The following is a 13,144-nucleotide window of genomic DNA, read 5'->3' as shown; positions in this document are numbered from 1 at the left end:
TTGATATTTGGGCCATTTCCCAAAATTGGCTCATTTTCCATAAAGTACACTTATTAATCTAGTATATTCTTCGACAAAATCTATCAAACTTCGGTTAGTGATAGGCACCGAAGTTGAGGGGAAATTAATCAGGTGAAATTGAAAATCGATAAGTTATCGTAGGAATACCGTTATTATCTACCTCAATGCGCTCAACAAAGTGATGAAGTATCTCCTCCGTTACTTCATGAAGAGGTAAAAAGAGGTTAATGGTATTCCAAAGGTTTTCAATACGTCATAAAAATTCATCATGTTGGAGTGAGACTTCAAGTCCACTCCTTTTAATATTCAATTCACTTAGAGTGAGTTCTTATGTTGAATTTTCCCTTCTAAGATGACAGCAATAGGCAATCCTTTATACTCCGTATCAATTTTTAGCAGCCTTGGTGTTACAGGGACTAGATCGACTTGAGGGAGTATAGTTATCTCTCCGTTTGGTTCGAGAATAGCATATTCGATGTCTTCAATATCGGGTATTCCCGCTGCTCGAATAGTCGATAATAATTCCATTAGTGAGTATCTTGAACGTTTCAGATTAATGGGGATTAATTTCCCGTGTTTGATTAAAATGGTAGGTTCCCCCGTAATAATATGGTTAAACCATTTATAGAGGTTTAGTTTTGAAATCAAAAAGTGCAAAACTGCAATTTCTGCAACTGATATATCAGTTCTTACCAGCAAATCCTTTACTTTATCAAGCCTAGTTTTTGTAACAAATTCATTTGGAGTAACTCCCATGGCTTCGGTAAATATTTTGTGAAATAGTTGGGGCTCAAGTTGGATATAATAGAGAGAATAAATATAAAAAGGGGGATCCAATTTTATTGGTTCCTTTTTTGTTTACTTAATCACAAAATTAAATAGATTTTTACGATATTCCCCCAACTTTTAGACAAATTATTATTATTAAAAAATAGAAAATACGACAAAACAAAAGAATTTTCGAGCAAATTACTACGCTGTTTCCTATTTAAAGATAATTTACTACATAACCACTGAAAAGAAAGATGAGTTTATGAATATACATTCAATTAAAAATTCCCCCAATTTACAATAATGGAAATCTTTTCAATAATAATAAGTGGATAAGTAATTTAAGAGATTACTATATTAAATGAAATATCCAAAATATTTAGAAAGGAGCAGTTATTTGTTAGTATTCTGAAAAGTTTATCAAATTTGGAAAGCGGGGGTCTTATGGAAATTAATTCATTAATCAAGAAAGCAGCTGCTGTGGCATTTTCAGCAGGCTTAATAATCTCACCTATTCATTCGGTACTTTCTACTGAAGCAGTAGCACAAGAACTTAAGGCAGAGGACATTCTTTTATCCTTGACAAAGGAACAACGTGAAGCATTACATCAATTGAAATTGGACGATCATTCGGGCCTGCAAGGATTTAGTGAGGCAGATCTGGAATCGAAAGAAGAACTATCCGTCATTGTCAAATTCAAATCAAAACCTGGCAAAGTGGCTGTCTTGGAAGCTGAATTCAAAGGCAAAACATTGAAAAATGAAGATGCCGAAGCACAGGTCGAAAAAGAGCATAAAATCTTTAAGGAAGACATCAAAAAGTACTTGCCTCAAGAAAACTCCAAAGCGAAGAGCAATTCAAATTCCGTCACCCAGACATTCAAAAAAGCTTATAACGGCGTAGCCATGAAATTGCCGGGCGATAAAGTCAAGCTCCTTTTGGAATCAGATGTCGTCCAAGCCGTTTACAAAGACCAGACCTTTACGGTAGATCCTATTAAGCAGGATCTTCCCAAAGATGTTGATAGAGAAATCACAACTTCTGTTGAGAGTATTCCTTATTTAAAGATTGATAAGCTACATAAGGAAGGCATAACGGGGGACGGAGTAAAGGTAGCTGTTCTTGATACGGGAATTGACTATAATCACCCCGATTTAAAGGATGCTTACAAAGGCGGATATGATTTTGTGGATAATGATAATGACCCAATGGAAACAACCTATGCAGATTGGGAGAAATCGAATCAGCCTGAGTATTCCCCTTATGGAACTGCCTATTACACGTCACATGGTACTCATGTCTCTGGAACGATTGCCGGGCAGAACAAAAATGACAGTGAAGTGTCTGTTGTGGGTGTCGCGCCAGACGCCGACCTTTATGTATACCGTGTTTTAGGACCATATGGAAGCGGAACATCTGAAGCTGTTATTGCTGGGATTGAAAAAGCAGTGGAAGACGGAATGGATGTTATGAACCTTTCATTAGGTGCATCGATAAACAATCCGTATTATCCAACGAGTACCGCGATTAATTATGCCGTATTAAATGGTGTAACAGCTGTTGTTTCTGCAGGTAATTCCGGTCCGAATTCCAACACAGTAGGCTCTCCAGGTACAGCGGCTCTGGCGCTTACAATCGGAGCAAGTGATGTCCCTGTTGCACTCACTTCGTTTACAGGAAGTATTTCAGGAAACTGGTCCACTGAGCTCATCAGCATGGGAAGAAGCTTTGCGGATGATTTCTCTGCATTAAATGGGCAATCACTTGAGCTTGTCGATGTAGGTTTAGGTTCACAAGAAGAATATGCTGGAAAAGATGTGAAAGGGAAAATTGCTTTCGTCCAGCGCGGGAATTTTGCCCTTAATGACAAAATCAAATTTGCCAAAGAACACGGTGCGAAAGCGGTTATTATGTATAACAATGCTGACGGACAGATCGGCGTTAATTTAGGGGAATCAACTGTATATGTTCCCACTTTCTCCATTACAAAAGAAGCAGGCGAGCAATTAAAGGCGAATATTGCACAAGGAAACACTGCATTCACTTTCTCTAATATGAAAGATATCGTTTCCGAAGGAGATAAATTAGCTGACTTCAGTTCAAGAGGACCGGTCAATCTTAATTATGATATGAAACCAGAAGTTGTTGCTCCCGGGGTGAGCGTGCTATCTACATTCCCTTCCTATATGATTGATCATGAAAATCAGGAAGATTACAAATATGCCTATGCACGTCTTTCAGGAACATCTATGGCAGCACCGCACACAGCTGGAATTGCCGCATTATTATTAGAGGCGAATCCTGAGCTTGATCCAGATGATATTAAAACAGTTCTGATGAATACGGCAGATCCTTTAAATGGCAGTTATAGTTTGTATGAAGCAGGTGCTGGCCGAGTAGACCCTTATCAAGCCATCCATGGACAAATGAAAATGCAAGTGACTGATGAAACCGATATTCCAGATGGGGAATATTTAGAAAAATTTAAAAATCCATCCGGAGATATTAACTTCGGGATTCATTTTGTGGCGGAAGGAAGCAATGTCAGAGCGAATGAAAACATAAGTTTTACAAACAACAGTAATAGTACCAAAAATTTCTCCGTTTCTATCGAAGAAAATGCAGCGGAAGGTACGAACAGTCTAAGTAAAAATGGCATCGCCGTCAGCACCAGTAAAAACATTAAAGTGAAAGCAAATCAAGAAGTAAAACAAAATGTGTTCTTGACAGCACCTAAAACGGCTAAAGCAGGGCGATACGAAGGGTTTGTTGTATTTACGAACAAAGCAGATTCATCTGATCAATATCGGATTCCATTTAACTTCAGAATTACAAAGGATGGAGTAGGCTCTTTAAACCTGATTATAGAGACCATTTCACCGGAATATTTAAATCAGGCACCGTTGAGGCTTGATAAAACTCAAACTGTATATTCCATTATTAATTTTAGTTCACCAGGAAAAACCATGGATGTCACTCTGCAGGATGGAGAAACCGGGAAAGACTTAGGTCTGATCGGAACGCTGGATTTAACTGGCGCGCCACTGGATAAAGACCTTTTACTAGCTGTGTTTAATGGAAAGTACTATTCATTTACAGGAGACTCCAAGCAGCCTATAGCAGAAGAAGTAAGTTATGCAAAGCCAGGGCACTATAAGCTGAATTTTTTGACAACAAGCCAGACTGGAAAAGTGACAAAAGAAACACGTGATATTTACATCAAAATTGACGATCCAACATTTACAAGCTCTTTAGATGGACCATCTCCGTTTGTTGAATATAAGCAAGGTCAAGCAACCTATCCATTTGAAGTTCAAGTATTGGATCCGCTCATGGAAGAGATGCAAAATAATGGAGTAAAACTTGATCAATCTGCGAATACAGTCATTTATACGTGGGGAAATTCGCCATTCCCATCCAGTCCTATTCGAATGGATAAAGACGGCAAATGGGCAGAGGAAGTAGCAATGGAAGAATCCATCCCAGCCTTGAAATTTACATTGTCTGGTTATGATGCTGCCGGTAATGCACCGCTAACAAAAGAATATTTCTTTGTTAAAGAAGGGACACCAGTTACCTACGCAAAAAGCGATATCAAAAAAGTAAAAACAGGCGAAACGATTAAAGCCCAATTATTTTTGGATAACGTAAGTGATGCAAAAGAAGTCATTTGGAACTTGAAAGAACAGTATGGAAATTACATGGACTTAATTGATGCCAAACTGGCTGAAGAATTTTCCGATAAAGGAACTATATTGGTAAATGGTGACGAAGTGAAGGTGGTCTTCAACGATGCGAATGTGACATTTGATCATGCGGCAGTAGTAGATGTTACGTTAAAGATAAATGATGAAACCTTCACTACAAAGGCCGGCATCATTCCAACAGCAACAGTGAAAAATAGCCAAAGTCAATCAAGCAATCTGCTTAATGCCGGTTATGCTTTTGAGATTTCGCCGCAATTCAACGCTGCATTTGGCTACGTGCTGCCGGACGGATTCCGTAATCCTGCGAACGGTCTTTATGATAGAAAGGACTGGACAAAGGTTGGCGCATCGTTAAAGTTTAAAGAATCAAGCGGGTATGTTTTTGATGCTGCTTCTCTGATAAAAGAAAGAGCAGACTACAGGGTAGAAAAGCTTCCGTTAAGCAAAGATCCATACATTTTAGAAATTAAGATACCTGGTCATTTTAAAGTGCAAAGCAAGCAAAATATTGGGTTTGAGTATAAGGGAGAACTATTAGGTAGAAATCATTATGTCACCCCAATCAAAATTAAGGCAGGTGATGTCAACCAGGACAACGTTATTGACGTCTTAGATGCTATAGACATCCAAAAAGCTTGGAAGACGGATAACCGTGCAGCTGATATTAATTTTGATGGAATGGTGGATGCAAAAGACATTGGCTTTGTCAAAGACAATTATCTACTGCAAAACAAATATGTTGATAATCCTCCAGCTCCAAAAGAAAACCATGAAGGCAAGACATTAGAAAGTATTTTGAAAGAGTTAGGGATTCAGTAAACATAAGAAGAAAACTGAATAATAATTAACAAATATAGAAAACGTACAGAAACCTATTGTTTCCCCTGCAGCTGTAATTAAAATTCTTATCTTGATAGAAAGCGGCAGGGGAACAACAAGAGGTAAATATTTCACAGTGAATAAATTTACTGACATCAATATCAATTAGAAAAAAACACAAAAATAATGATGTTGGGAGCAAAACTATGAAAAAAAGATCGATAAAATGGCTTTCAAATATTATTTTTTCTATTTTCTTTCTACTAATCGTCTATATCGGTGTAACTGTATTCCAAACTAGTAAAAATCCCGGCAGTTTGCCAAGTTTCTTTGGATTTACACCATTAACTGTACTTTCGAATAGTATGCAGCCACACCTGCAATCGGGAGATCTTATATTTATTAAAAAAGCAGAATTCGAAGATATAAAAGTGAATGATGTTATTACCTTTAAAGAATCGGATACAAAATTCATTACACATAGAGTAATAGATGTTAAAGAACAAGCTGGACAGGCTGGACAAGCTGGTTTGGTGACAAAAGGTGACAACAACAATGTTGAGGATTCCATGATTGTGACGAAGGATCATTTTGTTGGAAAACAAGTAGCTGCAATACCTAAACTCGGATATGTATCAGATTTTGCAAGCGGTCCGATTGGGTTTTTGCTGTTAATCACCATTCCTCTCACAGGCTACATCTGTCTAACGGTATTTGAACGTCTTTCCCGTAAAGAAAAACAGCATACAAATGAAGAAATTGTATCCAAATAAAAAACTATATTAAGTTGGGGGAATTATTTATGAAAATCGCTAAAGCAAAAAAAGTATTATTAGGTACAACACTTGCGGGTGCAATTGCAGTTTCAGCAAGTTATGGAACATACTCTTGGTTTACTTCTGAAACAACTGCTAAAGGTGAAATAACAAATGCACTTGTGCAGCTGAATAATGGTGAAGATATTAACGAGAGCATTGTCGCAGTCAAAAATTTTGCTCCATCACAACTAATATTTGGAGATTGGCTGACGATCGATAACACAGGGACAGTCGATACATTCTTACAAGCAAAACTGCACCAATCATTAGATAAACCACTTTCCGTAGATACATACAAAGTTGGCTATGTTGCACTGAAATACAAAGTGAAACCAACGGAAGAGGTGTTAAAAGCATCACAAATTAAACTTAAGGAATTATTCAAAGGAACAACAAATGAAGTTACTCGTTCGGTTTCGGACGAACCAGTTGAAATTGCAGAGGGGGTAGAAATTATTACAGGCTACCTAAATTCTTCTGAGCTGCGTTCTGCTGCTACTGGCGAAAAAGAATTTCTTTTGGGTGATGGTGCAGAATCAGGTAAAGGCAATAAGTTCTGGAATTTAAAGACAAATGAATACATTGATCTTTCATTTGGTGTAAAACTGGATGAGGCAGCAACTAATGAATATCAAGGCGTGACATACTCTGCGAATCTATCAGTGAAAGCGAAACAAAAAGATGATGGTGCTTTATACGAATAATGGTAATGGGTAAAACAGACGACCACTGGTCGTCTGTTTTTTCAATATTATGTAATTACCACTTCTCAATTATTGCCCTATCATTTGTTCTGACTTTTTTATAGAGTTAAGCGCAAAAGTTGTTGCTGCTGGTCGATAAGCTGTAAATCGGCTGCTAAGAATACTACAGAAAAAAAGGATTTACATATTGTTCCTATCAAATTGAATCTAAGAAGTTTAGCATTATAGCTAAAAAAACTGCCATTGAAAAGAGGTTTAATAATATACGAATGTAAGTGGATTTTTTTAATGTGAAAATCTATCAGACGATGATAAAGTAAATCTAATTTCGAAGTAGGAATACTATAGGATCCGTGAGACCAAAATAAAAGATGAATGTATTAGACAAGAGTAAAAGGGGGAGGGATATTAGTCATGTATAGTATCCCTAACCCATTATGCTTTCGAAAAAGGGTAGTTTTGCCTTACTGAAAGATTATAAAAAGTAGTTTTGAGGATTTTTTAATGCCCTTGCAATTTTCCTAATTCCTTCTTCAATTCGATGGGCGTCAACATTTGAAACATTCAACTTCAAAAACCGTTCGTGATAAAAGTCATCTAAATAATTTCTTTCAACTGAAAATAGATTACTTTATCGTGGTAGTCATCAGCAAAAAGAGGATCGTTCTTCAGATTGTATTCAAAATCTGCTAAATAAAAATACCATTCAGGACCGATTTTAGTTAAAATAAACATTGCCGATTTTCACAATAGTTTTTCTCAAATTATAAATGTCCAAATGTACTTGTGTTTGATTATAAGTTATTAAGCATGATATAAGTGTAAAAGAAGTGGAACATTTGGCTTTATATTTTTTGACCGAGAGTTTGAAGTTGTATCCATAGTGAGAGGATTTGAGTTTGAAATGATAGATAATTTTTGGCGTGATTTACCACGACCATTTTTTGTACTTGCACCAATGGAAGATGTGACAGATGTTGTTTTTCGTCACGTAGTAAGTGAAGCCGGTCGACCGGATGTATTTTTCACAGAGTTTACAAACTCGGATAGCTATTGTCATCCAGAGGGTATGAAAAGTGTGCGTGGCCGTTTGATTTTTACAGAAGATGAACAGCCAATGGTGGCACATATTTGGGGGGATAATCCCGAATATTTCCGTCAAATGAGTATTGGCATGGCAGAACTAGGATTTAAAGGCATCGATATTAATATGGGCTGCCCTGTACCGAATGTGGCATCAAGAGGGAAAGGTAGTGGCCTTATTCTGCGCCCAGACGTTGCGGCAGAACTTATTCAAGCAGCAAAAGCGGGCGGACTGCCTGTCAGCGTGAAAACACGACTTGGCGATAAGGATGTAGATGAGTGGGAGGAGTGGCTAACACATATTTTAAAACAGGATATTGCGAACCTTTCTATTCATTTACGTACAAGAAAGGAAATGAGCCAAGTAGATGCGCATTGGGAGCTAATTCCGGAAATCAAAAAATTACGTGACCGTATCGCACCAAATACGCTCCTAACAATCAATGGAGACATTCCTGACCGTCAAACAGGGCTGCAGCTTGCTGAACAATATGGTATTGATGGCGTTATGATCGGGCGAGGTATTTTTAAAAATCCTTTTGCTTTTGAAAAAGAGCCAAAAGAGCATAGCAGTAAAGAATACCTTGATCTTTTAAGATTGCAGCTTGATCTTCAAGATCAATATGCGGAAGCACTGCCACGTTCAATCACAGGGCTTCATCGCTTTTTCAAAATTTATGTCAAAGGATTCCGTGGAGCTGGTGAATTAAGAAATCAACTGATGAACACGAAATCAACAGATGAAGTGCGTGCATTGCTTGATAACTTTGGAAAAGAATGTTGATGGGACGGGGACAGTGAAATGATGTAACTCTCAAAAAGTTAGAGAAAAAATGAGTCACATCAACTCATGTGTACTCATTTTATTCAATTTCAAGTTCCTTTGCAGCCGGCAACTTTTGTTTTGTTAAAGACTGTTTTCTGAAAGAAAAAGATCTCAAGAATGTAATAAACCCACCAGCACCTTTGTGTTGCCACATACACTCTGTCAATACTGTAAACCACCAAACCATCATGTGTTGCCAAATTCAATCGGAAGCAGTTGCTAAATTAATAGTAAAAGAAAGCAATGAACGTTAAGTTACCCCTCTTAAAATAATTTTTTTATAGTCATTACACGAAAGGATGGTCTTTGAGTTCTACAAGGGTCATCCTTTTTTTATTTCACTGATACTCCTGAAAACTCACTGTTTTTTTAATGATGGTAGTTTAGTTGCAGTTCAAAAGAACTATCGTGTTTGCTAAATCATCTTCTTTTTAGTATTTCACTAGACTATATTCCTGTATTATTTAAAGGCCATTTATCGACATTTATATAAATTGGTAAGTTTGATATTTTAAGAATATTAAGAAAAGGAGGAGTGGAATAAGCGTTAAGTCATTAAAAAATAATTTCAAGGATAAGGAGTGGAATGGAATGAAGGCGTTTACAAAGTCTCTTACAATTCTTTCAGTTGCACTTGAACTAGTTGTCTCTTCTTTATTCTATAGTCATCCTGCTAATGCAGAAGTAGAAAAAGGATTTAAAGAACCAATCAATTTAGGTTCCCCGATTCAGAGTGTAGCAGTATATGACTCCGCTTATGGGATTGAAAATGGAAGGGAAATGATGTACACAACTACCAGCGGTAACCCGGCCATCTTTCAAGTAATAGACCTTAAAAGCCAGGATGTTCTTAGAACCTATCCTTTGGAAGGAACAGGGGCTGTTTGGACACATATTACTGTACCAAATGGGAATGTCTATATTGGTGGTAATGGGCATCTTTATGAATATTCTCCAGTAACAAAGGAAGTAAGGGATGTTGGCGGTATAGGAGAAAGTGTTGTATACGGTTTGTCCTATGATGAACAGGGACGTGTATATTTCGGTTCCTTCCCAAATGCAAAAGCAGGTCGATATGATCCCAAGACTGGAGAAATGGAGGACTACGGCAGTGTTGCCCCGGGCGAAAGCTACTCCCGATCCACAACGTATCTTAATGGTTACTTATATTTAGGTATCGGTGTTGATAATCGTATAGTAAAACTAAATGTAGAATCAGGGGAATATGAAACAATAAAGGTACCAGATCATGTTGTTCCTGGCAGCAGTGTTTGGCAATTGGATGCTGAAGGCAAATATATTATAGCCGGAGTTGGCGGCGGCAGTAATACACTCCTGTTTTATGATACAGAAACAGGCCAATGGAGTGATAAGTATTATACGAACAATAAAGGGTTGCGGTTGATCCATGGTCAGCCTGACAGTAACAAAGTATACTTTTTGCAAGGGAACAAATTGAAGGAAGTGGACTTGAATACGCTAGAGGCGGTTGATACAGGAGTTATGTTTGGAACCTTTTTGCGAAACACAACCTGGGTTGAATTGGATAACGATCCGGACTTCCCGGGCCAATCATTGGTTACTGTCCAATTTGGCGGCCAAGTCACCTTTATGAATTTAAAGACGAAAAAAGTAAAAACCATTCAATACCCACTTGCCGGCAATCCTATTCCTATCCAAACCTTGGAAAAGGGGCCTGATGGCAATTTATATTTAAGTGGTTACCCTGGAGGGAAAGGTGCCGTATACAATCCAGAAAAAAATGAAAACAAAAATTTCACCTTAGGTCAAGCAGAAGGTATGGTCCCGCTTGGAAATAAAATGTATTTTGGGGTTTACCCGGGTGCTACTATTTTTGAAATGGATGTTGCGAATCCAGTCCTTTCTACAAAACAAATTTACGATATACCCGATCAGGACCGCCCGTTTATTATGACCGCAGCTAAAAATAAATTATATATCGGAACAATCCCAGACTATGGGCATCTGGGAGGATCATTAACAGTACTTGACCCAGCCTCTATACAAGACACGGTTGTTTATCCTAATGTTGTTCATAATCAATCCATCGCTGGTCTGGCTGAAGTGAATGGAAGACTATTTGGTTCAACAACAGTTGCCGGGGGATTGGGAATAGACCCTACAGAGACTGCCGCCAAAATATTCGTATGGGATATGGAAAAGGGTGAAAAAATCATTGAGTTTGTACCGGATATACCGGGTGTTACAGTCCAGCCAAAAATGATTAGCGGGATGAGCTTAGGTCTGGACGGACTGTTATGGTCAGCGGCGGGCGGAACAATTTTTGCAATGGACCCGGAAACATTAGAAATTGTGAAAAGCAAAAACGTTTATCCTGAAGTTAAAGATTATGGCAGATGGCGGCCAATCCATATCCGCTGGAGTGAGGATGGTCTTATGTACACAAATCTTGCTGGTAGCTTGACAGTGATAGACCCCGATTCATTGGAGTATGAAACACTGGCTAAGACAGAGTTGATGACAATTGGGGATGACGGAAATATTTATTATGCAGATAAAGCTAATTTAATGAAAATCGAAGTATCAGAAACTTTAGAGTCAACACTGAAATTTATTCAACAACATACGGACGACGGGAATATCACAAATTCATTAAGTAAGAAACTGTCCAATTCTATAACCTCAGCCATCCATCACCGAGATATGGGCAGACAAGAAGAAGCTATGAAACATTTACAGGATGCTATAAAACATTTTGAGAATGCTAAAGAAACGGATATAGTAGCAGATTCATATATAAAATTACAGAGACTCTTTAACTCGATCGAAATATAATAAACAGAAACTATCCTGACTGCTTTAAGACATGAACATAGCAGTCAGGATAGTTTCTCTTGCTTAGGTAACTGTTACTAAGGTTATAGGGGCAATAAGTATCAATATGTCATTTATCGGAAAAACTTTAGTATGATTGAGAACGACACAGGAATGCAGGTTTGAGGGGGGAAGAGTTCAAAAGGGTTCTTTATTTACGTACAAAACGAATGCGGTTAACTCCTGTATGTTGTAGCAATTTTACTAATAAAAGGATAAATCAAGTGCCTGGGCTGCCAGTAATTTATCGATGTTCTCTCGACAAAATTTTGGCGGCATGGCATGTCTGTATTAGTTTCTCCATGAAGCGGTCTTACCGGACGTGACCATGTATTTCGAATACCAGCGTTTCCCGTGCAACCGTTGATAGTTCCAGGCAAACGCCGGTAATGGTCCTTTCTTGTGGAGCCAAAAATGGTAAGGTACTTGCTGTTTAGTAGGTGCAGGTACCACGTCACCCATAACGATGCCGGGGCCATCTAGCCTGTCACGTACCGCCAACACTTCACCTTTAGCATTCACGATCATCGCACCAGCCTCATAGTAGCCTTTGTATTTTAGAGGTATCCAAGGCATGGCACACTCAATATTCCCGCAATGGGAAGCATGGATGACCGGGTCCCCAACAAATATTGAAAATGATCGAACAGATTCCATCGCTGTCCTTGAATTTTCCATTTCCCATTTATCGGTTATTGATTTTAGCCCAAACAATTGATGGATAAATTCTTTCTAATTTTGGGCAGACTGATCCCGTAAATCAATCTGTTCTTTTTTGATCATATGCATGGCTTCTACTCCCGAAAGAATGGATGTAGCTGTGTCAAAAGACTTGAACCCTAACATAGGAAGGACTCGCCTCTTAATGAACCGATGATCCTGTTCCACAATGTTGTTAAGATATTTCACTTGCATTAGTTGGATGCCTTCTGGCATCTTTTTTTCTTTTCTTAACTCCTCAATTGCTACCGGATAAACTGGATTCTTATTTACAGTAATGACACGAGGATTGGATACATGCGAAAAAGCCAAGGCTTTTTTGAAAAAGCGCTTGGCTGATTTGGTATTCCTATTTTTACTTAAGTAAAAATCAATGGTATTCCCTTTTGAATCGACTGCACGATACAAATACATCCATTGCCCTATTACTTTTATGTATGTTTCATCTACTCTCCACGAGTCATTGCTCTGCTTGAGATGACGTCGGATTCTCTTATCCAACTCAGGACCATATTGATGGACCCAACGCATAATCGTTGTGTGAGCTATCGATAGGCCTCGTTCTTCTATTATTTCCACCAAATCACGAAAACTTAAGTTGTACCGTAGGTACCATCTCACTGTAAGAAGGATGATCTCAGGCTGATAATGTTTCCATTTGAACAAATTTTGGTTTCCCATACTGATCATGCCCCTTTTTTAGAGTAGTAGTATCAGTATGTCCAAGATTTAAAGATTAATTGCAAGTGTCTTGAAATTTTGCACCAGAACCTTGCATCCTACTAAGTAGTTCACGGGCTTGTTCGATAATTCTATTT

General features: G+C 38.1%; 9 protein-coding genes. 6 read left to right on the top strand and 3 right to left on the bottom strand.

Features of this window, described 5'->3' with window-relative positions; genetic code table 11:
* Window positions 1-336 precede the first annotated feature (336 nt).
* On the bottom strand, window positions 337-858 hold the full coding sequence (locus TR08_RS30520; RefSeq protein ID WP_052427610.1) for a YetF domain-containing protein: 522 nt from the start codon (window positions 856-858) through the stop codon (window positions 337-339).
* A 378-nt stretch (window positions 859-1,236) separates the two neighbouring features.
* On the opposite strand from TR08_RS30520, the gene TR08_RS23860 reads away from it, so the two are divergent.
* The 5 genes from TR08_RS23860 to TR08_RS23840 all read left to right on the top strand — a co-directional run bounded on the left by TR08_RS23860 (window position 1,237) and on the right by TR08_RS23840 (window position 11,567).
* Window positions 1,237-5,319, top strand: coding sequence for a S8 family serine peptidase (locus TR08_RS23860; RefSeq protein WP_045522488.1), 4,083 nt, complete (start codon window positions 1,237-1,239; stop codon window positions 5,317-5,319).
* Between the two features lie 206 nt (window positions 5,320-5,525).
* A complete protein-coding gene (locus tag TR08_RS23855; protein ID WP_045522487.1) occupies window positions 5,526-6,092 on the top strand; it encodes a signal peptidase I in 567 nt (188 codons plus the stop codon).
* Window positions 6,093-6,121: 29 nt separating this feature from the next.
* Window positions 6,122-6,841 carry a hypothetical protein gene (locus TR08_RS23850; RefSeq protein ID WP_045522486.1) on the top strand — a complete coding sequence of 240 codons (720 nt, stop codon included), beginning with the start codon at window positions 6,122-6,124 and terminating at the stop codon, window positions 6,839-6,841.
* Window positions 6,842-7,745: 904 nt separating this feature from the next.
* The gene (locus TR08_RS23845) at window positions 7,746-8,708 is read left to right on the top strand and encodes a tRNA dihydrouridine synthase (protein WP_045522485.1); all 963 of its coding nucleotides are present in this window, start codon (window positions 7,746-7,748) and stop codon (window positions 8,706-8,708) included.
* Window positions 8,709-9,341: 633 nt separating this feature from the next.
* On the top strand, window positions 9,342-11,567 hold the full coding sequence (locus TR08_RS23840; protein ID WP_045522484.1) for an FIMAH domain-containing protein: 2,226 nt from the start codon (window positions 9,342-9,344) through the stop codon (window positions 11,565-11,567).
* A gap of 330 nt (window positions 11,568-11,897) precedes the next feature.
* Here the strand turns inward: TR08_RS23840 and TR08_RS23835 are convergent, their stop codons facing one another.
* A complete protein-coding gene (locus TR08_RS23835) occupies window positions 11,898-12,134 on the bottom strand; it encodes a hypothetical protein (protein WP_152597509.1) in 237 nt (78 codons plus the stop codon).
* 46 nt (window positions 12,135-12,180) lie between these two features.
* Here TR08_RS23835 and TR08_RS32790 point away from each other — a divergent pair, with 46 nt between their 5' ends.
* On the top strand, window positions 12,181-12,324 hold the full coding sequence (locus tag TR08_RS32790) for a hypothetical protein (RefSeq protein WP_193747837.1): 144 nt from the start codon (window positions 12,181-12,183) through the stop codon (window positions 12,322-12,324).
* Window positions 12,325-12,338: 14 nt separating this feature from the next.
* On the opposite strand, the gene TR08_RS23830 is transcribed toward TR08_RS32790, so the two are convergent.
* On the bottom strand, window positions 12,339-13,007 hold the full coding sequence (locus tag TR08_RS23830; protein ID WP_045522483.1) for an IS6 family transposase: 669 nt from the start codon (window positions 13,005-13,007) through the stop codon (window positions 12,339-12,341).
* Between the last annotated feature and the right edge of the window lie 137 nt (window positions 13,008-13,144).

Source organism: Neobacillus niacini (assembly GCF_000759675.1).
Lineage (GTDB): Bacteria > Bacillota > Bacilli > Bacillales > Cytobacillaceae > Neobacillus > Neobacillus niacini_A.
Note: the sequence above shows the minus strand (reverse complement) of the source record. Positions and strands in the feature narration are given on the sequence as shown.

Excerpts from the sequence above, each read along its gene's own strand:
- TR08_RS23860 (WP_045522488.1), top strand. The coding sequence starts at position 1,237 with ATGGAAATTAATTCATTAATCAAGAAAGCAGCTGCTGTGGCATTTTCA.
- TR08_RS23855 (WP_045522487.1), top strand. The coding sequence starts at position 5,526 with ATGAAAAAAAGATCGATAAAATGGCTTTCAAATATTATTTTTTCTATT.
- TR08_RS23850 (WP_045522486.1), top strand. The coding sequence starts at position 6,122 with ATGAAAATCGCTAAAGCAAAAAAAGTATTATTAGGTACAACACTTGCG.
- TR08_RS23845 (WP_045522485.1), top strand. The coding sequence starts at position 7,746 with ATGATAGATAATTTTTGGCGTGATTTACCACGACCATTTTTTGTACTT.
- TR08_RS23840 (WP_045522484.1), top strand. The coding sequence starts at position 9,342 with ATGAAGGCGTTTACAAAGTCTCTTACAATTCTTTCAGTTGCACTTGAA.
- TR08_RS23835 (WP_152597509.1), bottom strand. The coding sequence starts at position 12,134 with ATGATCGTGAATGCTAAAGGTGAAGTGTTGGCGGTACGTGACAGGCTA.
- TR08_RS32790 (WP_193747837.1), top strand. The coding sequence starts at position 12,181 with ATGGCACACTCAATATTCCCGCAATGGGAAGCATGGATGACCGGGTCC.
- TR08_RS23830 (WP_045522483.1), bottom strand. The coding sequence starts at position 13,007 with ATGGGAAACCAAAATTTGTTCAAATGGAAACATTATCAGCCTGAGATC.